Source organism: Cryobacterium luteum, assembly GCF_900110125.1.
Lineage (GTDB): Bacteria > Actinomycetota > Actinomycetes > Actinomycetales > Microbacteriaceae > Cryobacterium > Cryobacterium luteum.
Map to the genome: position 1 here is coordinate 48,085 of NZ_FOCN01000012.1, position 21,477 is coordinate 69,561.

The following is a 21,477-nucleotide window of genomic DNA, read 5'->3' on the forward strand; positions in this document are numbered from 1 at the left end:
GCATCCCTTGCCCGGCACCCGAACCCACTGCCCGTACTGCGCCCTGCAGTGCGCGATGATGCTGAACCCCTCTCCAACGGATGCCGACGCGGTGACGGTGGCCGGCCGGGACTTTCCGACCAACCGGGGCGGCCTGTGCAAGAAAGGCTGGACCGCCGCCGAATTGCTCGTCTCCCCGGACCGCGTCCTGGAACCGCTGTTGCGGCAGCCCGACGGTTCTTTCGAACCGGCGTCCTGGAGCGATGCACTCGACCTCGTCGCCGCGAAACTGCGCGGCACCCGGGCCGAGCACGGGGCCGACGCGGTCGGCGTGTTCGGCGGTGGGGGACTGACCAACGAGAAGGCCTACCAGCTCGGCAAGTTCACCAGGGTGGCGCTCGGTTCGAGCCGCATCGACTACAACGGCCGGTTCTGCATGTCGAGCGCCGCGGCCGCCGGCAACCGGGCGTTCGGCCTCGATCGCGGGCTCCCGTTTCGCGTCCACGATCTCGATACGGCCGACACCATCCTCATTCTCGGCTCCAACGTGGCGCAGACCATGCCGCCGTTCATCGGCCACCTCGAGGGGGCCCGCGCTGCCGGCGGCCTCGTCGTCGTCGACCCGCGCCGCACCGCGACCGCCCGGCTCACCGATAACGGCGCCGGCATGCACGTGCAGCCGACTCCCGGCAGCGACCTCGTGCTGCTGCTCGGCCTGACCCACCTCGTCATCGCCAAGAAACTCACCGACCAGCACTACCTCCACGCCCGCACCACCGGGTTCGACGCGGTACGCCGCAGCGTGAACCAGTGGTGGCCAACCCGCGTGCAGGAACACACCGGCGTTCCGGTCTGGCAGCTGCGCGAACTCGCCCGCCGCCTGGCGGCAGGGGCTGCCCGCGGACAAGCGACCGGCAACGGTACCTACATTCTCACCGGGCGCGGCGTCGAGCAGCACGTCGACGGCACCGACACGGCCACCGCGGCGATCAACCTCAGCCTCGTGCTCGGCCTCGTCGGCACGACGCACTCCGGCTACGGCACCCTCACCGGCCAGGGCAACGGGCAGGGCGGCCGCGAACACGGGCAGAAGTGCGACCAGCTGCCCGGCTACCGCAAGATCAGCGATCCCGCTGCCCGCGCGCACGTCGCCGGGGTCTGGAGCGTCGACCCGGACAGCCTGCCCGGCGTCGGCCTGCCCGCGGTCGAGCTGCTCGGCGCGCTCGGCGAGCCGGGCGGCATCCGCTGCCTGCTCGTGCACGGTTCCAATGTCGTCGTCTCCGCGCCGAACGCGAACCGGGTGCGAGCCGCCCTGAAAACCCTGGATTTTCTGGTCGTGGCCGACTTTTTCTTCTCCGAAACCGCGGTGCTCGCCGACGTGGTGCTGCCGGTTACGCAGTGGGCCGAGGAGGAAGGCACGATGACGTCGCTCGAGGGTCGCGTCATCCGGCGCCGGCTGGCGGTCGCTGCACCCGAGGGTGTGCGCAGCGAACTGTGGATCTGGCAGGAACTCGCCCGCCGCCTCGACTCGGCGTCGACCTTCAGCGCCGAAGCCGGTGAGGTGTTCGATGAACTCTGTCGAGCGTCGGCGGGTGGCCTGGCCGACTATTCCGGGCTCAGCTATGAGCTGCTCGACTCCGAAGAGCCGGCCTTCTGGCCGTATCCCGCAGGGTCCACCGGAACGCCCCGCCTATTTCTTGACCGCTTTGCCCACCCCGACGGCCGCGCCCACCTCGTCGCCGTCCAGGCCCGTCGCCTCGGTGCACCGGCGCAGGTCGACGGCACCCTCACGCTGATCACCGGCCGCCTGCTCGAGCACTACCAAAGCGGCACCCAGACCCGGCGGGTGCGCGAGCTCGCCGACGCCCAGCCGGAGGCCCGACTGCAGCTGCACCCGGCTACCGCTGAGCAGCTCGGCATCATCGACGAGGCCTGGGTCGAGGTCAGCAACGACCGGGGAACGGTGCGCTGCCGGGCCCAGGTGAGCACCGACATCCGCTTTGACACGGTCTTTCTGCCGTTTCACTTTGCCGGCGATCAGCGTGCCAACCTGCTGACGGACGACGAGACCGATCCCGTGAGCGGTATGCCCGAATTCAAGAAGACGACCGTTCGAGTGCGTGCGCTCGTGGAAGCAGGCGCCCATGTCTGAACACCGGAACCCTGAGCACATCGTGCTGGTCGGCTACGGCCCGGTCGGTGCCCGTTTCGTCGACGAGCTGCTGCCGCTTGTGCGGCAGGGCGCGGCGACGCTGACCGTAGTCGGGGCCGAGAGCGCGGACGCCTACAACCGGGTGCTCATCGCCGAATATGCCGTCGGCAACGCCGACCGGGAGAGCCTGGATATCACCGACCCGCTCGCCGCCCGGGAGGCCGGCGTGCACCTGCGCCTGGGCCTGAGCGTCACGGCCATCCTCCGCAGTCGCCGTGCGGTGTCGCTCAGCGATGGCACGCTGTTGCGCTACGACCGGCTCGTGCTCGCCACCGGCGCCCGTGCCAACGTGCCCACCCTCGACGGCGTCACCCGTGTGCGCCGCGATCGCCAGGCGCCGCCAGCGGATGCCGCCACCCTCGACACCAGCGGCGCCCCACTCCCGCGCGGGGTCACCGTGCTGCGTGACCTCGACGATGCGAGGCGGGTGCTCGCGGCCGTGACTGCCGGAGCCCGCATCGTCGTGCTCGGCGCGGGCGTGCTCGGTATGGAGATTGCCCTCGCTGCGGCGACCGCCGGTGCCCAGGCCTGCGTGGTTTATCACGGCGAGATTCCCATGGCACGCAACCTCGACCGCGGCGGCGGCAGCGTGCTCGCGCAGAGCGCCCGCCGGGCCGGCGTGACCATGGTCAACCACTCTCGCGCCGAGAGCCTGCTCTTTCACCAGGACGACGACGGAGTGGACCGGTTCGACGCCCTGATCTGTGCTGACGGCAAGCAGATCCACGGCGACCTGCTGCTGCTCTCCTGCGGTGTCGGCGCCCGTACCGAGCTGGCCCAGTTGGCGGCCCTGCCGGTGTCGACCGGAATCCTGGTCGACGAAAACCTGCAGAGTTGGGGCGACCCGCAGGTCTACGCGATCGGCGACTGCGCGCACGTGGCTCCTGCGCCTCGCGCCGGCGATTCCACGGCGCGTCCGACCGGCGGGCCGAGCGGCCTGATCGGTCCGGGCTGGCGCCAGGCCGACTGGCTGGCCGCGCGGTTCACGGCCGAGCTGTTGAACCGGGAGGCGGCGCTGTCGCTGGCGGCGGCGACGCCTGCCGTGGTCATGCTCAAGGCCGAGGGCGTCGATGTCGTGTCGGTCGGCAACACGGCCGCTGACCCGTGGGATGCCGGTCTTGACGAACATGCCGCCGGGTGCTCCGGCGCCCCGGTGCGCGTCGCACAGTGGGCCGACCCCGAAGCCGGTCGTTACGTGAAGATGGTCACCCGCCACGGCATTCTCGAGGGCTTCGTCTGCGTCGGTATGCCGCGCACGGCCGCCGAGCTGACCCTGCTGTTCGAGCGCGGCAGCGAACTGCCGGCCGATCGCTCTGTGTTGCTGCGCTACGACGGACCGGACTATGAGCCATCCGCCGGCAGCGCGTTCGCGCTCGATGCAACCATCTGCTGGTGCAACGGCGTCACCGTCGGCGCCATCACCGAGGCGGCTGAGGCCGGCAACGCCACCGTCGCCTGCATCGGCGCGGCCACCCGAGCCGGCACCGGCTGTGGCGGCTGCACAACGCGCATCGGCGACGTTCTCGAGCATTTCCGGGCAGCGGAATCCACCCCGGGATAGGCATCCGTCTCAGGCTTTTCTCGGGAAAAGGTTACAGCCGGAGCACATGCTGAGCTTTGCCCGGTTGTGTCGGCGGTGCGGCGGTTACACTGCTGCACGACCGACTTAATTCGAGGGAGAATTCGCATGCTTCAAAACCTGACCGGCTGGCACTTTCTGGTCATTCTCGTCGTGATCCTGCTGTTGTTCGGCGCTCCGAAGCTGCCAGGGCTGGCCCGCAGCCTCGGCCAATCCATGAAGATCTTCAAGAGCGAGATCACGCCGGACCGCACCGAGGATCACCCATCCGAGGCCGGCACCGACTCGAGCGGCGCCCCGAACCCGAAGGCCTAGGCCCAGATGGTCGCGCAGGGGGTGCGCAGCGAGAAGAGCACGATGTCGCTTGGGCAGCACCTGCTGGAACTGCGCAAGCGACTGTTCCTGGCGGCGATCGGTATTCTGGTCGGCGCGGTCGCCGGCTGGCTGCTCTCGAGTCTGGTCTGGGATGGTCTGCGTGAACCCATCTACGCCATCGTGCGCGCCCAGAACCGCAACGCGCAAATCAACTATCCCGACATCACGAGTGCTTTCGACCTCAAACTGCGCATCTCGTTCTACGTGGGTTTGATCGTATCGAGCCCGGTGTGGTTGTACCAGATCTTCGCTTTTCTCACCCCGGGGCTCACCCGCCGGGAAAAGCAGTACACCTTCGGTTTCTTCTTCACGGCCGTACCGCTGTTTTTGGCGGGGTGCGCGGCCGGCTGGTACGTGCTGCCGCACGTGGTGGAGCTGATGACGAGTTTTGCGCCGCAACAAGATGCCGCGCTCATCAATGCGCAGAACTATTTCGACTTCGTGCTCAAACTCATGATCGCCATCGGGATAGCGTTCGTGCTGCCGGTGTTCATCGTGCTGCTGAACTTTGCCGGTGTGATCAGCTCCCGCTCCATCATCAAATCCTGGCGGGTGGCCATACTGGTCATCATTTTGTTCACCGCGATCGCGACGCCGGCGGCCGACGTCGTGTCGATGTTCCTGCTCGCCGTTCCCATGGTGGTTCTCTACTTTGCCGCCTACGGCATCGCCGTGCTGCACGATCGTCGGGCCGCACGGCGGATGCCCCCGGTCGGTGTCGACGGTCTGTTGCTCTGACTCCCACGGTCCTTATCGTTTGCTTACGTACTTTGTCCAGTCATTCAGGAGATTGCTTTGCGCGGGTAGGTTGCCGGTGTTACGTCCGACACACCCGGCATATTCGCCCAACGACAGGAGAACAAGGATGTTCGATCAGAGTTTCATTACCAACGCCATCAACCGCAGCGCCGAGAATTCCTCGGACCGGAGAAACTTTCTGCGGGCCGCCGGTGTTGCCGGTTTCGGAGTAGGGGCGGCAGTGTTCGCTTCGGGCGGACCTGCCCTGGCTGCCGAAGCGGCCGCTGTCCCGGCCGCCGCGCCGAGTGACGCATCCATTCTGAACTTCGCCCTCAACCTCGAATACCTTGAGGCCGAGTTCTACCTGCGGGCGACCACCGGCAGTGGGCTGCCCGACAATCTGACCACGGGAACCGGAACCCGAGGCGGCGTGACCGGTGGTCGCATGGTGAACTTCAAGACCGGAATCATCAAAAAGTACGCCGATGAGATCGCCGCCGATGAAAAGGCCCACGTGGCCTTCCTTCGGTCCGCGCTCGGAAGCGTCGCCGTGTCCCGCCCGAAGATCAACCTCGACGCGAGTTTCACCGCCGCCGCGCTGGCGGCCGGGTTGGTCAAGCCGGGTCAGAAATTCGACGTCTACGCGAACGAGGCGAATTTTCTGTTCGGTGCGTTCATCTTCGAGGACGTCGGAGTCACCGCCTACAAGGGCGCGGCACCGCTCATCTCTAACAAGACGTTTTTGGAGGCGGCCGCCGGCCTGCTCGCGGTCGAGGCCTACCACGCCGGAGTCATCCGCAGCACGCTCTACGCGCTCGGAATTGCACTGCCCTCGGTGTACACGACCGCACAAGCCATCTCCGATGTGCGCGACGCCGTCGACGGCAGGGCCGATCTCGACCAGGGCATCGGCAATGCGTCGAGGGCCAACCTCGTGCCGACCGACGCCAACGGCCTGGCCTACAGCCGCAGTGCCGCCCAGGTGCTCAACATCACCTACCTCAATGCGGCGCCGGTGCGCTCCGGTGGGTTCTTCCCGGCCGGAGTGAACGGTGTCATCAACATGAGCGGCGCCAACGGCTAAATTCGGCGTAGCGCGGTACGCGGGGGTTCCAGCCACGCCGAACTCCCGCGTTCCGGCGCACCACCCGAGCGGTGGACGACGTGAGTGTCCCGCATCCGCTCAACGGTGTTTTACTGGTGCCATGGATGCTGCCACTCAGTCGATGATCGACAACCTGCCCCAGAACACCGGCCGAAGCCTCGCGGACTGGTACACCATGCTGGGGGCCAGCGGGCTGGCGAAACACACCGAGCTCATGAACCACCTCAAGACCGAGCATGGGCTCAGCCACGGTTTCGCCAACGGCATCGTGCTGCAGTTCCGGGCACGCGACGTCTCGCAGACCGACACGGCGCTCGTGGACGCGCAGTATTCCGGCCCGAAAGCCAGCCTGCGACCGCTCTACGATGCGCTGATCGATGCCGTGAGTCGTTTCGGCTCCGACGTCGAGGTCGCCCCGAAGAAAGCGAGCGTGTCGCTTCGACGCCATAAGCAGTTCGCGCTGATCGAACCGGCCAGCGCCAAACGCCTGCAGCTGGGCATCAATCTGGCGGATGCCGCCCCCACCGACCGCCTGCTCCTGGCCGGCGGAATGTGCACCCACAAGGTGTCGGTGACCGGCCTCGCCGAGGTCGACGCTGAGCTGCTCGGCTGGCTGCGCGCCGCCTACGAGGGCAACTGACGCAGGTCAGCCCGAGACAGACATCGAGATTTCATGCAGTCCGGTGGCACCGTTGGGGGCGACGTCGGCGGTGGCTGACGTCTGAACGAGGCCGGCGGCATCCGTTGCCCGCACCTTGACCGTGTGATCGCCGGCGCTTGCGTCGGTCCAGGTGTACGCCCACTGACGCCAGGTGTCGACCGAGATGGCGTCGGCGAGGGTGGCGTCTCGCCAGGGACCGTCGTCGATCTGCACGGCGACGGCGCTGATGCCGACGTGCTGGGACCAGGCGACGCCGGCGATGACGACCGAGCCTGCAGGAACGGCGATGCCCTCGCGGGGCACATCGATGCGCGAAGATAACTTGACCGGTCCGAGTTCGGACCAGCCGCGCGGAGTCCAGTAGCCCTGCTCTCGGTCGAATCGGGTGAGCTTGAGCTCGACCACCCATTTCGTGGCCGAGACATAGCCGTACAGGCCGGGCACGACCATGCGCACCGGGTAGCCGTGCTCGAGGGGGAGCGGTTCACCGTTCATGCCGACGGCGAGGATGGCGTTGCGGCCGTCGGTGAGCGCCTCGATCGGGGTGCCGGCCGTGAAGCCGTCCTGGCTGGTGGAGAGCACCATGTCGGCACCGCTCGTGGGCCTGGCGCGGGCCAGCAGCTCGCGAATCGGGTAGCCGAGCCAGGTGGCGTTGCCGATCAGGTCGCCGCCGACATAGTTCGACACGCAGGCCAGGGTGGTGGTGCTCTCCTCCAGCGGCAGCGCGAGCAATTCGGCGAAGTCGATCTCGACCTCGTTCTCGACCAGCCCGGTGATGCGCAGCCGCCAGGTGCTCGGGTCGATGCGCGGCACGCTCAGGGCGGTGTCGATGCGGTAGAAGTCGGCGTTGGGGGTGATCAGCGGGGTGATGCCCGCCACGTCCAGGCTCGCCCCGGCCGGTATCGCGGCCTGCCGAACGGATGCCGCGGGCAGGGTGAAGCGCGCGCGTGCGGCATCCGCTGCCCGGGTGGCGGCGGCGCTGAGCTGGCCGCCGGCCAGGGCGAGCAGCCCGACGCCCGCGGTGATGCCGGTGTAGACCAGAAAGCGACGGCGGCCTTGCGCAGCCGGTGCCGGGGCATTCGTGGGCAGCCGGGTGGTGAGAAAGGTCAGCGCAATCGCAGCGACGCCCATGGCCACGACGGCGGGGACCGCGTCGAGGGTGGAAGCGCTGGAACGGGACAGCGCCGCGAACAGGGCGATCGCGCCGATGAGTACCACGAGCAGGCGGCCGAATGGCGGGCGTCGGCTCTCGAGGATGCCGGCGAGAGCGGCGACCAGAAGCAGCACGAGCACGATGGTCGCGATCAGCACGATCTTGTCGGCCGTGCCGAACAGGCCGATCACGAAGTCCTTGACGACGGGCGGAACAATGTCGATGACGAGGGCGCCGACGGTGAGTACCGGGCTGGCGCCGGGAGCGAGCCACGCGGCGGCCAATTCGGCCAGGCCGAGACCGGCCAGCGCGGCGGCGAGACCGGCGGCTGCCGGCCGCCAGAGTGCCCGAGGGTGGCGTGGCGAAGCGCTCGCAGCGGTGTCGGGAGTGACATAGACCATTTCGCCAGCCTAGAACCGGCGGCTGGGATTACCACCGGGCCAGGGCGCCCGGTCGGTTTCGTCAGACATCCGTCATATTCTGGCCGCGGGTTTGGTGGCTAAATCAGGAGATCCGCGCTGAAATGACCGATTACTCCGCCTTCGAGCACCTTTCCGAGGGGATTTCCTGAATTGGCCACGGAGGAGGGAGGCGCGGGGGACCATTCTGCGGGCGGGAGCTATAGAAGTAGTGCAGTCTTGAGGGACTATGTCTGTGCTTGAACGCCTCGAAAACGAAACCGACCCCGACGTTCTCTTCGAGGCGTTCGAAAACTGGGCCACCGAGCAGGGTCTGACGCTCTACCCAGCCCAGGAGGAAGCGGTCATCGAGATCGTCTCGGGGGCCAACCTCATTCTGAGCACCCCCACCGGAACCGGCAAGTCGCTCGTGGCCGTCGGCGCGCATTTCGCGGCGCTCTCGGCCGGCAAGCGCAGCTTCTACACCGCACCGATCAAGGCCCTCGTGAGCGAGAAGTTCTTCGCTCTGGTCGAAACCTTCGGTGCCGCGAACGTCGGCATGATGACCGGCGACTCGAGCGTCAACGCCGACGCTCCGATCATCTGCTGCACCGCCGAAATTCTGGCCAACCTCGCCCTGCGAAACGGCGAAGACACCGAGGTCGACCTCGTCGTAATGGACGAGTTTCACTTCTACGGCGACCCCGACCGCGGTTGGGCGTGGCAGGTGCCGCTGCTGCTGTTGCCGCGGGTGCAGTTCATTCTCATGTCAGCCACCCTCGGCGATGTGACGTTCATCAGCGACGACCTCACCCGGCGCACCGGCCGGCCAACGGCCGTGGTCACCGGGGTGGAGCGTCCGGTTCCGCTGAGCTACTACTACGAGCAGACGCCGGTGCACGAAACCGTCGAAGAGCTGCTGCACACCGACAAGGCGCCGGTGTATATCGTGCACTTCTCCCAGGCCGCCGCCCTCGAACGCGCGCAGGCGCTCGCGAGCGCCAAGGTGGCCACCCGCGAACAGCGCGACATCATCGCGGAGCTGATCGGCGAGTTTCGGTTCACGACGAGTTTTGGCAAGACCCTGTCGCGGCTCATCCGCATGGGTATCGGGGTGCACCACGCCGGCATGCTGCCGAAATACCGCCGGCTGGTGGAGCAGCTCGCCCAGCGCGGCTACCTGCGCGTGATCTGCGGCACCGACACCCTCGGCGTCGGCATCAACGTGCCCATCCGCACCGTGCTGTTCACGGCCCTCACCAAGTATGACGGCGTGAAGATGCGTCAGGTGAACGTGCGCGAGTTCCACCAGATTGCCGGACGGGCCGGACGAGCCGGTTACGACACGGCGGGGACCGTGGTCATTCAGGCGCCCGAGCATGAAAGCGACAATCTCAAGGCTATAGAGAAGGCCGGCGACGACCCGAAGAAGAAGCGCAAGATCGTGCGCAAGAAGGCACCGGACGGCTTCGTCTCCTGGGGCGAACCGAGCTTTCGTCGGCTGGTCGATGCCGAGCCCGAGACCCTGTCTTCGAGCATGCAGATGACCGCAGCGATGCTGATCAACGTGATCGGACGCGGCGGCGACGCCTTCGCTCATGTGCACGCGCTCGTGTTCGACAACCATGAACCGTGGCGCCGCCAGCTGGTGTTGGCCCGGCGTGCGCTGGGCATTTACAAGACCCTGCGCGAGGCCGGCATTGTGGAGCAGAGTGCGAGCGGCAGCATCCGCTTGACCGTTGACCTGCAGGCGAACTTTGCGCTGAATCAGCCGCTGTCACCCTTTGCTCTGGCCGCCTTCGAGCTGCTCGACCCGGAATCGCCCACCTACTCGCTCGACATGATCTCGATTCTGGAGTCGACCCTCGACGACCCCCGGCCGGTACTCATGGGGCAGCAATTCGCCGCCAGGGGTGAGGCCGTGAACGCGATGAAGCGTGACGGCATCGAATATGACGAGCGGATGGCGCTGCTCGAGGAGATCACGCACCCCAAGCCGCTCGAAGAGCTGCTGAACTACACGTTCGAGACCTATAAGGCCTCCCAGCCGTGGATCGCCGACTTCGAGCTGCGGCCGAAAGCCGTCGTGCGGGACATGTACGAGCGGGCCATGTCGTTCGGTGAGTTCATCGCGTTCTACAAACTCGCCCGCAGCGAGGGCGTCGTGCTGCGCTACCTGTCCGACGCCTATCGGGCCGCGCGGCAGACCATCCCCGACGAAGCCAAGAACGAAGACCTGCTTGACCTCATCGAGTGGCTCGGCGAACTGGTGCGCCAGGTGGACTCGAGCCTGCTCGACGAGTGGGAGGAACTGCTGCATCCCGACCTCGCCGCGCACGAGGCCGAAGCCCACGCCATTCTGCCGCCACCCCCGCGCCGGCTGACCACCAATGTGCGGGCCTTTCGCATTTTGGTGCGCAACGAACTGTTCCGTCGGGTGCAGCTGGCCGCGCTCGAGCATTACGACGAGCTCGGTGAGCTCGACCGGGAGCACGGTTACTCGGCGGATGTCTGGGCTGACGCCATGGACGGCTACTTCGCCGAGCACGATCAGGTGCTCACGGGTGGCGACGCGCGCAGCTCCGAGCTGCTGATGATTGAGGAGGGTGCCGAGGAGTGGACGGTGCGCCAGATTCTCGACGACCCGGCCGGCGACCACGACTGGGGCATCAGCGCGAGCGTGAACCTCGGCGCGTCCGACGAGCTCGGCGCTGCGGTCGTGCGGGTGACCGGGGTGAACCGGCTCTGAGGCGGCCGCGTGCCCGTGGTCCCGCCTGGTTTGGCAGCCGCTACGGTAATCGGCGTAGCGGCCGCCCAGATCTGGCGCGGTCATCCGCTGTCGGTGTGTCAGCGGGCGGTGGGTTTGCGGCTGCTGTGCACTACCGGCCGGGCGTGCTCAGCGGCGCCGAGGCGTCGGCGGCCCACTCGTTGAGCGAGCCGTCGTAGATCGATACGTGCTCGTTGCCGGCGCGGATGAGTGCGAGGGCGCTCGCGGCGGCGGCGATACCGCCGCCGCAGTACGTCACGAGGTGACCGGATGCCCCGACCGCTGCGACAGCCGGGGCGATCGCCCGGTTGAGCTCGTCCCCGCGCAGGAACGCGTTGGTGGTGGGGTCGACGAGCCCCGCGGCTGGCAGGCTGATGCTGCCGGGAATGTGCCCGGCACGGGGGCGTGCGCCGGCTGTTCCGGCGAATTCGGCCGGCGGCACCGAGCAGACGAGGGCGGCATCCGTTTCACCGGCAACGATCGACTCGATGAAACTCTTGTCGACCCACAGCTCGGGGCGCGGCGTTGTGGTGAAACCGTCGGCAGCGCGCGGGCGCGTGCCGCCGGTGGCGAACGGACGTGTCTCGGCGTGCCACTTGGCGAGTCCGCCGTCGAGCACGGCGACATCGTCGTAGCCGAACGAACGGAACAGCCACCAGATGCGCGCCGCCCACTGGCCGACCACGGCGTCGTAGACGACAACGGTTGTGCTGTTGTCGATACCGACGGATGCCGCGGCCGCCTCGAACAGCTCAGCGCTCGGCCGGGAGAAATCGTAGTCACCGGCGGGGTCGGAGAAGACGTCGATGAGGCCGGCGAACACGGCTCCGGGAATGTGGCCCTTGCTGAGGTAGTCGTCACGCCCGCTGAGGTAGCGTGGCCCCGCTGCGCCGGTCTCGGTCGAGGACGGGGCCAGGGCGAAGACGGTGGCGTCGAGAATGACCAGGTGGTCGGAACCGAGGTGATCGGCCAGCCATTGGGTGGACACGACGGGGGTGGACACGACGGGGGTGGACACGACGGGTGAAGAGAAAACGGGTGAACTCATGATTCAAGGCTAACGGGGGCCACCGACACAGGGCGGAATCGGAACCGGTGCGAGTCATTCGGCGACACACGGCACCGCTGAACCCCACGGCCGGCTACCGGGTCGTGGTCCAGTCCAGGTTGATGATCTGTTTGATGTAGATGTTCTCTCCGAGCCCGGGCACCGAGGGGTTCATGGTCAGCATAAGCTGCACCGGAACATTGAATCGTTGCGCGATGTCGAAGAACGCATCGCCCTCGACGACCGTGTAGGTGAGCAGGGCTCCTGCACCGTCAGCGGTCGTGGTGCCGCGAGCCCCGGGGGTGCTGCCGAGGTCCACGGCCGGTCCCTGCGGCAGCGGCACCGGTTCCGCGTTGGGAACGAGGTCGGGTACGGCCGGGTTCGGAATGAGCGCCGCTTCCTCGGTGGGTGCCGGCGCGGGTGCCGGAGTGGGAGTCGGGCTCGGTGTCGGCGTGGGGGTGACGGTCGGCGTGACGGTCACCGTGACCGCCGGTGCCGGTTCGCCGGCGCAGCCAGCCACGGTCACGAGCAGAAGAGCGGCCACGATGATGCCTGTCGGGCGGCGTGCGAGTGAGCTGCGAATGGTTCGACCCTTCCAGTGAGGCGCGCATCGATGCGCACGTTCAGCCAGCTTAGGCCGCTACGGTGGCGCACCAACCGTGTGGACTACCCCTGTTCGGGGGTGCCGGTCAGCACTCGATGACGTTCACGGCGAGACCGCCCTCGCTCGTTTCCTTGTACTTCGTCATCATGTCGAGCCCGGTCTGCCGCATCGTTTCGATGACGGTGTCGAGCGAGACCAGGTGCGTTCCATCACCGTGCAGCGCCAGGCGGGCGGCCGACACCGCGGTCGATGAAGCGATCGCGTTGCGCTCGATGCAGGGCACCTGCACGAGGCCGCCGACCGGGTCGCAGGTGAGCCCGAGATGATGTTCCATGGCGATCTCGGCCGCATTCTCGACCTGTCGCGGGGTGCCGCCGAGCACCGCACAGAGGGCACCGGAGGCCATCGCGCAGGCGGCGCCCACCTCGGCCTGGCAGCCACCCTCGGCCCCGGAGATCGACGCATTGGCCTTGACCAGGGAGCCGATCGCGACGGCCGTGAGCAGGTATCGACGGATGCCGGCGGCATCCGCTCCAGGGACGAAACGCAGGTAATAGTGGCCGACGGCCGGGATGATGCCGGCAGCTCCGTTGGTCGGCGCGGTCACGACCCGGCCGCCGGCCGCGTTCTCCTCGTTCACCGCGAGCGCGAAGGCGTGCAGCCATTCGGTGGAGGTATCGCGGTCGCGCAGCGGCTGGCCGTCATATTCTTCCAGTCGCATACGCACCGCCGCGGCTCGGCGCTTCACCTTGAGGCCGCCCGGCAGTACTCCCGTGCCGGTGAGTCCCGCCTCCACACAGGTGTGCATGGCCTCCCAGATGGCATCGAGCCCCGCATTGAGCGCCAGGGCGCCGTGGATGGCCTCTTCGTTGCGACGGGCGACCTCGCAGATCGCGAGGTTGTGGGCGTCGCACAGCGCGAGCAGTTCGGCGCTGGAATCGTAGGGGAGCGGCTGGACGACGCTCGTTTGCACGCTCGAGCGTTCGGCGCCCCGGCGGATGAACCCGCCTCCGATCGAGAAGAACGTCTCCTCGAGCACGGGGACGGCACCAGGCGCCGCACTGTCGCCGGCCCAGGCGGTGAGCGTGAGCGCGTTGGGGTGGCCTGGCAGCCGGGTGCGTGGCTCGAATCGAACGTCCTGCGCGCTGATGGCGATGCTGTGGCCGCCGAGCAGGGTGAGGGTGGCACCAGCAGTGAGGCCCGACCAGGCACCGCGCACCTCGTTGGGGTCGCAGGTTTCCGGGCAGAGGCCGGTCAGGCCGGCGAGCACGGCATCCGGAGTACCGTGGCCGAGCCCGGTGGAACCCAGCGATCCAAACAGTGAACAGCGGATGCGCTGCACCTCACCCAGGCGGCCGGTTGCCCTGAGATCTTCAGCGAACACCCGGGCAGCACGCATCGGACCCACCGTGTGGGAACTGGACGGACCGATTCCAATGGAAAACAGGTCCAGGGCTGAGACGTACGCTGTCACGGTCCTCATGGTACGGCACCCGGGACGCGAGGAAGGCCGCCTCCCCGGGGGGAAACGGCCTTCTGTACCTACGTGCGTGGTGCTAGTGCGTGCGGAAGCGCTGCACCATAGGGCAGTCGAACGGGTCACGTGCCGCCAAGCCGACCTTGTTGAGGTAGGCGATGACGATGCCGTAGCTCTCGAAGACACCGGTCTCGGTGTACTTCACGTCGTGCGAGAGGCAATATTCCTTGGCGATCTCCTGCGCCTTGCGCAGGTGCGGGCGGGCCATGTTCGGAAACAGGTGGTGCTCGATCTGGTAGTTGAGGCCGCCCATGTAGGTGTCGATGAAGCTGCCACCGCGAATGTTGCGGCTGGTGAGAACCTGGCGGCGCAGAAAGTCGACGCGGCTTTCGGCCGGAAGCTGCGGCATCCCCTTGTGGTTGGGGGCGAAGGATGCGCCCATGTAGACACCGAACACGGCCATCTGCACGCCGATGAAGGCGAACGCCATGCCGAGCGGCAGAAAGTAGAAGATGACGGCGAAGTATGCGGTGATGCGGGTGACGAGCATCGTGATCTCGACCCAGCGTTCGCTGACCTTGTTCTTGCCGAATACGGTCTTGAAACCCTGGATGTGCAGGTTGATGCCTTCGAACATGAGCAGGGGGAAGAACAGATAGCCCTGTTTGCGCGTGACAAAGGAACCCAGCCAGCTGACCTGCTTGGCGTCGTTCTCGGTGAACACGATGAAGTCGGGTTCGATGTCGGGGTCTTTGCCGATGACGTTCGGCTGGGCGTGGTGCCGGCTGTGCTTGGTCATCCACCAGGCGTAGCTGATGCCGACGAACAAATTGGCGAGGATACGGCCGGCACGGTCGTTGGCCTTGCCGGAGGTGAACACGGCACGGTGGGACGCTTCATGGGCCAAAAAGGCGAACTGGGTGAAGATGAGGCCGAGCGCTGCGGCGATGATCAGCTGGTACCAGGTGTCACCGAGCAGAACGAAACCGGCCGCAGCGCCGAGGGTGGCGACCACCAGAATGGAAAAGACCATCCAGTAGAAGCCGGTGCGACGGCCGAGAAGGCCGAGATTACGCACGGTGTGCAGGAGTGCGGAATATTCGGTTGTGGGGTTCTTGGTATCTCCACCCGGCCGGGTCCTGATGATGCGGACCGAGGGTGCGGCTAATGCTTCCGACATGAGGCCTTAGTGGATCGGGACTTCTCAGCCGGGACGTGAGCGATTACTCGTGGAGCAGATATGCGCCAGTCTACGTTCGCGAACGCCGTGAGCGTGTCCAATTCACACGCGTTTCCCAGTCATTATATGCCAAAAATGGAATGTATTTGACCGATCTATCGCCAACTTGGCATCCATATGTGCAGCTGCCAGAACACGAACGGAGTCTGCATTCCGGTCCATACCGGGAAGAAGAATGCCGTGAGTACCAGCGCGATTCCCAGGCCGACGGTCACGGCGGCCAGGGTCCCGACACGTGGCTTGGTGCCAGAATGGTGCACCTGCGAATGTGCTGAGTGCCGTCGTCGCGGTCGTGCCTGATCGGGAATTCGCCCCAGCAGCAGACCCAGAACGAAGGTGAGGCCGAGCAGCAGGTAGGGCTCAAAGGCGATGGTGTAGAACTGGAAAACCGTGCGGTTCAGGTACATCAGCCACGGCAGATAGCCGGCGACCATGCCCATCAGAATGAAACCCACCCGCCATTCCCGGTAGCGGGCGAGCCGGTAGACGAGGTAGAACAGTGCGGCCGTCGCCGCCCACCAGATCAGCGGGTTGCCCACGGAGGTGATGGCCTCCGAGCAGCTCTGAAACTGGCAGCCGAATTCGCCCTGACTGGAACCGCGGTAATACATGCTGGTCGGGCGAATCATGAACAGCCAGGTCAGCGGGTTGGCCTGATACGGATGCGGTGTGGCCAGTCCCACGTGATAGGTGTAGGCGGCTGCCTGGTAATGCCAGAAACTCTGCAGGGTATGGGGGACCCAGGCGAGCGGCCCGGTCCAGGCTGCTCCCGTTGAATCGGCCCACTCCCGGTAGTACCCGCCGCGGGTGACGAACCACCCCGTCCATGACACCAGGAAGGTCGAGGCGGCGACGGGCACGAGAAGGAGGAACGTGGCCGGCGCCTGCTTGAGGATTGCGGCGCTGGCCCAGAACGTGACACCGTTTCGCCGCCGGGCGAGAGCGTCGACGACGACGAGGTAGACGCCGAACGCAGCCAGAAAGTAGATCCCTGACCATTTCACCGAGCTGGTCAGCCCGAACGCGAGGCCGGCGGCGAGCAGCCACGGGCGCCACCACAGCGTGGGGCCCCAGCCGGGATCGACCAGACCGGCCAGTCGGCCGGCGAGTCGGGTCGAGTGCCACTGCCGATCCATCAGCACTGCGCCGACACCGAGCAGCGCGAAGAACATCACGAAGTTGTCCAGCAGGGCCACGCGGCTCATGACGATGGCGTGGCCGTCGATAGCGAGCAGAAAACCGGCGATCAGCCCGAGCAGACGCGACTGGAACAGTTTGCGGGCCACGAGCATGATGAGGATGACCGCGAGCACCCCGACCACGACGGTGGCCAGGCGCCAGCCCCACGGGTTGCCGGGGCCGAGCAGATTCATACCGAGGGCGATGAGCCATTTACCGAGCGGCGGATGCACGACAAAGGACGGATCCGCCGTGAAGATGTCGGTCTGCCCCGCTTCGAACAGCACATTGGCATCGGCGGGCCAGGTCGATTCGTAGCCGTTATTGAAGAGTGACCAGGCGTCTTTCACATAGAAGGTCTCGTCGAACACGAGCGCGTGCGGCACACCGAGGTTCCACAACCGTAATCCGGCGGCCAGCAGAACCACGGCGAGGGGCGCGCCCCAGTTCATCCGGCGAATCCAGCGCATCCGGCGAATCCAGTGCATCCGGCGATTCCCGTGAACCCATCGACTCGTTGCCAGCACCTGACCATCGTACTGAGCGGCGACTGCGAGACTGGACCCATGATCATCCTTGCTGCCACCCCGATCGGAAACCTCGGCGACGCCTCCCGGCGCCTGATCGAGACCCTCACGACCATCACCATCGTGGCCGCCGAGGACACCCGCGTCACCGTGCACCTGCTCAAGGCCCTCGGCATTGAGAACCGGCCCAAACTCATCGCCCTGCACGACCACAACGAACGTGGCAAAGCGACCGAACTGGTTGAACTGGCCCGTGACGTGGACATTCTCGTGCTGAGCGACGCCGGAATGCCGACCGTCTCCGACCCCGGCTTTCACCTGGTGGATGCCGCGGTGGCGGCCGGCGTGCAGGTCACCGCCCTGCCCGGCCCGTCCGCCGTGCTAACCGCCCTCGCTGTCTCCGGGCTGCCGACCGACCGGTTCACCTTCGAAGGGTTCCTGCCGCGTAAGCACGGCGAACGGGTCAAGCTGCTGCGCGACCTCGCCGCCGAACGCCGCACCATGGTGTTCTTCGAATCGCCCAACCGACTGGCCGATTCGCTTCTCGACCTCGCCGCCACGCTCGGCGCCGACCGCCGAGTCGTGGTCTGCCGGGAACTGACTAAGTTCTTCGAAGAGGTCAAACGCGGTACCGCAGCAGAGCTGGCCGAGTGGGCGGCGGCCGGGGTGCGCGGCGAGATCTGCATCGTCGTCGCGGGCGCCCAGGTGCGGGTTCTGGACCTGGCCATGGGCGTGGCTGAGGTACTCGATCTGGTCGCCGGCGGCATCCGTTTGAAGGAGGCTGCTGCCGACGTGTCGGCAGCCAGCGGCCTCGGCAAGCGCGAACTGTACGAGCACGCGCTGCAGGCCAAGACCGGTGCTCCGACGCCGAAACCCGACCGTTCGGCCTTTCCCCTCGGTTGAGACTTCGGCTGATCAGCGCGTAGCCGGGCGAGACGCTCGCCGCTCGCCGCATAAGATGAACGCATGTCCGCAGGCTCTTTCTACATCACCACGCCCATTTTCTACGTGAATGATGTGCCGCACATCGGGCACGCCTACACCGAGGTGGCGGCCGACGTGCTCGCGCGCTGGCACCGGCAGTCCGGCGATGACGCCTGGCTGCTTACCGGCACCGACGAACACGGCCAGAAGATTCTGCGTACCGCGATCGCCAACGGCGTCACGCCCAAGGAATGGGCCGACCGTCTGGTCGAGACCGCGTGGAAGCCGCTGCTGGAAACCGTCAACATCGCCAACGACGACTTCATTCGCACCACCGATGAACGCCACGAGGTGAATGCGCAGAAGTTTCTGCAGCACCTGCACGATGAGGGCCACATCTACACCGGCGAGTACGAGGGCTACTACTGCGTCGGCTGTGAGGAATACAAGCAGACCAGCGACCTCGTCGACGGCGCCGGCGAATACACCGGCCAGCTCGTCTGCGCTATCCACTCCAAGCCGGTCGAGCTGCTGCACGAGAAGAACTATTTCTTCAAGATGAGCGCCTTCGCCGACCGATTGCTTGCCCTCTATGAGGAGAACCCCAACTTCGTGCAGCCGGAAACAGCTCGCAACGAGGTCATGTCCTTCGTCAAGCGCGGCCTCTCCGACCTGTCAATCTCCCGGTCGAGCTTCGACTGGGGCATCAAGGTGCCGTGGGACGAATCGCACGTCGTCTACGTCTGGTTCGACGCGCTGCTCAACTACATCACTGCGGCCGGCTACGGCCAGAACGATGAGGAGTTCGCCAGCCGCTGGCCCGCCACGCACATCGTCGGCAAGGATATTCTGCGCTTTCACGCGGTCATCTGGCCGGCCATGCTCATGGCCGCCGGCATCGCGGTGCCCAAGCAGGTCTTCGGCCACGGCTGGCTGCTCGTCGGCGGCGAGAAGATGAGCAAGTCCAAGCTCACCGGAATCGCCCCGAGCCAGATCACCGACACCTTCGGCTCCGACGCTTTTCGCTACTACTTCATGCGGGCCATCAGCTTCGGCCAGGACGGCTCCTTCAGCTGGGAAGACCTCTCGGCCCGCTACCAGTCCGAGCTCGCTAACGGCTTCGGTAACCTTGCGTCCCGCGTGATCGCCATGGTCCTGCGGTACTGCGACGGCGTCGTGCCCGCTGCGGCTGAGTTCACGGCCGACGACCTGGCCATCCAGGCCACCGAACAGCGCGTGACGGATGCCGCGGCCGCGGCCATCGACAAACTCGCCATCCACGACGCTCTCAGCGAGGTGTGGCAGCTCGTCGACGAGCTCAACGGCTACATCACCCTGCAGGAGCCGTGGGCGCTCGCCAAAAACCCGGAAAGCCGTGACCGTCTCGGCACCGTGCTCTACACCGCGGTGCGCGGCCTGGGCACCCTGGCGGTGCTGCTGTCCCCGGTCATTCCGGTTGCCACCGGCAAGCTCTGGACCGCCCTCGGCGGCGACGGCGCCCTCGCCGACCAGCGTGTCGACCGGGCCTGGGAATGGACCGGCGGCGTCCAGGTGAACGCGCTCGAACCGTTGTTCCCGCGCATCGAATCGATCGTGGAGCCGGCCGATGCCTAAGAACCTGTCCGTTCTTGGCGGCGGTGTCGATGGCTACGGCAGCGCCATTCGCAAACGGGAGAACACCCGGGGCCGCGACCTGAGCTATCCGCCGCTGCCGGAGCCGCTCACGGTTCCCGTCTACGACAACCACACCCATCTTGAGATCAGCGACGGTGAGCATCCGCTCAGCTATCGGGAACAGCTCGACCGCGCCTCGAGCGTCGGTGTGCGCGGTGTGATCCAGGTCGGCGGCGACGTTGAAACCTCACGCTGGTCGGCCGCCGCAGCCCTGATCGAACCGCGCATGCTCGCCGCCGTCGCGATCCACCCCAACGAGGCGCCAGCGCTCGAAGAAGCCGGAACCCTCGACGACGCCCTCGCCGCCATCCACGAACTCGCCGGGCAGCCGCGCGTCGTTGCGGTCGGCGAGACCGGACTCGATTTCTTTCGCACCCCCGAGAACGGCCGCGCCGCCCAGTTTCGTTCGTTCGAAGCGCACATCCGCATCGCCAAGGAGCGGGGCCTCGCCCTGCAGATCCACGACCGCGACGCCCATGAAGCCGTGATCGACACCCTGCTTCGGGTCGGTGCCCCCGAACGCACTGTCTTCCACTGCTTCTCCGGCGACGCCGACATGGCCAGGCTGTGCGCCGATCATGGCTGGTATATGTCCTTCGCCGGCAACGTCACCTTCAACAACGCCGCCAGGCTGCGCGACGCCCTGTCGGCTGCCCCGCGCAACCTGCTGCTGGTTGAAACGGATGCCCCGTTCCTCACTCCGCTGCCCTACCGCGGCCGCCCCAACGCACCGTACCTGCTGCCCAACACGCTGCGCGGCATGGCCGCCCACCTCGAAACGGATGTCTCCCTGCTCTCCGCCCAAATCACCGCCAACACCGAGCTGGTCTACGGCCGCTGGGACGCCGAACCGGTCACCGCCGCCTTCGCCGGCTCGGATGACGATGCCCGTCCCGAGCAGGCCCCCCGCGGCGGGCTCGCATGACCGACGAGGCGGCGGACGCGGTCAAACCCGTTAAAACGCTGCTCGGTCCGGCCGAAATTCGCGACCTCGCCGAGATGCTCGGCGTCAACCCCACCAAGAAGCTCGGTCAGAACTTCGTCATCGACGGCAATACCGTACGGCGCATCGTCAAGGTCGCCCGAGTAGCGCCCGGTGACACCGTCGTCGAGGTTGGTCCTGGCCTCGGCTCGCTCACCCTCGGCATGCTCGAGGTCGGTGCGAGCGTCGTCGCCGTCGAAATCGATGACCGCCTCGCCGAGCAGCTGCCGCTCACCGTCGAACTGATGCAGCCCGGCGCCCGGCTCACGGTCATCCGCGCCGACGCCCTGAAAATCACCGAGCTGCCCGGGGACCCCACCCGTCTCGTGGCCAACTTGCCCTACAACGTCTCGGTGCCGGTGCTGCTCTACCTGCTTGAACACTTCGCGTCGATTCGCGCCGGTGTCGTCATGGTGCAGGCCGAGGTCGGCGAACGCCTCGCCGCCCCGCCCGGAAACAAGATCTACGGCAGCCCGAGCGTGAAAGCGGCCTGGTACGGCGATTTTCGCACCGCTGGCAAGGTCAGCCGCCAGGTGTTCTGGCCGGTTCCGAACGTCGACTCCATCCTCATCGCCTTCGATCGGCGGCCCCAGCCGCTGGAATCCGAAGAGCTGCGGCTGAAGACCTTCGCGCTCGTCGACGCCGCGTTTCAACAGCGGCGCAAGATGCTGCGCCAGTCGCTGTCGGTCGTTCTCGGGGACTCGACGGCGGCATCCGCTGTCATGACGGCGGCGGGCATCGACCCGACGACGCGAGGCGAGCAGCTGACCGTGCACGATTTTCTCGCCATCGCCCGCGTCTGGGCGCCGGCCTGACCGCGCTGTCCGTTGGGTCCGACGGGCTGGGCTAAGTTAA

17 protein-coding genes are annotated in these 21,477 nt (G+C 66.7%); 11 read left to right on the forward strand and 6 right to left on the reverse strand.

The window, feature by feature from the left end:
- Positions 1-7 precede the first annotated feature (7 nt).
- From BMW72_RS12460 to BMW72_RS12485, 6 genes are all read left to right on the forward strand, one after another.
- Complete coding sequence (locus BMW72_RS12460; RefSeq protein ID WP_092111022.1) at positions 8-2,131, forward strand: molybdopterin oxidoreductase family protein; 2,124 nt, start codon at positions 8-10, stop codon at positions 2,129-2,131.
- Positions 2,124-3,752: an FAD-dependent oxidoreductase gene (locus BMW72_RS12465; RefSeq protein ID WP_092111024.1), complete on the forward strand. Its 1,629-nt coding sequence runs from the start codon at positions 2,124-2,126 to the stop codon at positions 3,750-3,752. Before BMW72_RS12460 ends, BMW72_RS12465 begins: the two co-directional genes overlap by 8 nt.
- A gap of 126 nt (positions 3,753-3,878) precedes the next feature.
- Entirely contained in the window at positions 3,879-4,085 is a 207-nt protein-coding gene (tatA, locus tag BMW72_RS12470) for a twin-arginine translocase TatA/TatE family subunit (protein ID WP_092111026.1), read from the forward strand.
- Positions 4,086-4,127: 42 nt separating this feature from the next.
- A complete protein-coding gene (gene tatC / locus BMW72_RS12475; RefSeq protein ID WP_092111102.1) occupies positions 4,128-4,883 on the forward strand; it encodes a twin-arginine translocase subunit TatC in 756 nt (251 codons plus the stop codon).
- A gap of 127 nt (positions 4,884-5,010) precedes the next feature.
- Entirely contained in the window at positions 5,011-5,967 is a 957-nt protein-coding gene (locus tag BMW72_RS12480; protein WP_092111027.1) for a ferritin-like domain-containing protein, read from the forward strand.
- A 121-nt stretch (positions 5,968-6,088) separates the two neighbouring features.
- Positions 6,089-6,628 carry a DUF4287 domain-containing protein gene (locus BMW72_RS12485; RefSeq protein WP_092111030.1) on the forward strand — a complete coding sequence of 180 codons (540 nt, stop codon included), beginning with the start codon at positions 6,089-6,091 and terminating at the stop codon, positions 6,626-6,628.
- Between the two features lie 6 nt (positions 6,629-6,634).
- Here BMW72_RS12485 and BMW72_RS12490 read toward each other — a convergent pair whose 3' ends face one another.
- On the reverse strand, positions 6,635-8,203 hold the full coding sequence (locus BMW72_RS12490; protein WP_092111032.1) for a molybdopterin-dependent oxidoreductase: 1,569 nt from the start codon (positions 8,201-8,203) through the stop codon (positions 6,635-6,637).
- 247 nt (positions 8,204-8,450) lie between these two features.
- Between BMW72_RS12490 and BMW72_RS12495 the strand changes: the two genes are divergently transcribed.
- Positions 8,451-10,949, forward strand: coding sequence for a DEAD/DEAH box helicase (locus BMW72_RS12495; protein WP_092111034.1), 2,499 nt, complete (start codon positions 8,451-8,453; stop codon positions 10,947-10,949).
- 130 nt (positions 10,950-11,079) lie between these two features.
- Here the strand turns inward: BMW72_RS12495 and BMW72_RS12500 are convergent, their stop codons facing one another.
- The 5 genes from BMW72_RS12500 to BMW72_RS12520 all read right to left on the reverse strand — a co-directional run bounded on the left by BMW72_RS12500 (position 11,080) and on the right by BMW72_RS12520 (position 17,003).
- A complete protein-coding gene (locus BMW72_RS12500) occupies positions 11,080-12,015 on the reverse strand; it encodes a sulfurtransferase (protein ID WP_092111036.1) in 936 nt (311 codons plus the stop codon).
- Between the two features lie 94 nt (positions 12,016-12,109).
- Complete coding sequence (locus BMW72_RS12505) at positions 12,110-12,559, reverse strand: LysM peptidoglycan-binding domain-containing protein (protein ID WP_092111038.1); 450 nt, start codon at positions 12,557-12,559, stop codon at positions 12,110-12,112.
- A 145-nt stretch (positions 12,560-12,704) separates the two neighbouring features.
- Positions 12,705-14,093, reverse strand: a complete 1,389-nt coding sequence (locus BMW72_RS12510; protein ID WP_092111104.1) for an L-serine ammonia-lyase — start codon at positions 14,091-14,093, stop codon at positions 12,705-12,707.
- Positions 14,094-14,175: 82 nt separating this feature from the next.
- Entirely contained in the window at positions 14,176-15,276 is a 1,101-nt protein-coding gene (locus BMW72_RS12515; RefSeq protein WP_092111039.1) for a fatty acid desaturase family protein, read from the reverse strand.
- 155 nt (positions 15,277-15,431) lie between these two features.
- Complete coding sequence (locus tag BMW72_RS12520; protein ID WP_092111041.1) at positions 15,432-17,003, reverse strand: dolichyl-phosphate-mannose--protein mannosyltransferase; 1,572 nt, start codon at positions 17,001-17,003, stop codon at positions 15,432-15,434.
- 78 nt (positions 17,004-17,081) lie between these two features.
- On the opposite strand from BMW72_RS12520, the gene rsmI reads away from it, so the two are divergent.
- From rsmI to rsmA, 4 genes are all read left to right on the forward strand, one after another.
- Positions 17,082-17,945, forward strand: a complete 864-nt coding sequence (rsmI, locus tag BMW72_RS12525) for a 16S rRNA (cytidine(1402)-2'-O)-methyltransferase (RefSeq protein WP_092111043.1) — start codon at positions 17,082-17,084, stop codon at positions 17,943-17,945.
- A gap of 63 nt (positions 17,946-18,008) precedes the next feature.
- A complete protein-coding gene (gene metG / locus BMW72_RS12530) occupies positions 18,009-19,580 on the forward strand; it encodes a methionine--tRNA ligase (RefSeq protein WP_092111045.1) in 1,572 nt (523 codons plus the stop codon).
- Entirely contained in the window at positions 19,573-20,565 is a 993-nt protein-coding gene (locus BMW72_RS12535) for a TatD family hydrolase (protein WP_092111046.1), read from the forward strand. Before metG ends, BMW72_RS12535 begins: the two co-directional genes overlap by 8 nt.
- Positions 20,562-21,437, forward strand: coding sequence for a 16S rRNA (adenine(1518)-N(6)/adenine(1519)-N(6))-dimethyltransferase RsmA (gene rsmA, locus BMW72_RS12540; RefSeq protein ID WP_092111048.1), 876 nt, complete (start codon positions 20,562-20,564; stop codon positions 21,435-21,437). The genes BMW72_RS12535 and rsmA overlap by 4 nt, the downstream gene beginning before the upstream one ends.
- The last annotated feature ends 40 nt before the right edge of the window (positions 21,438-21,477 follow it).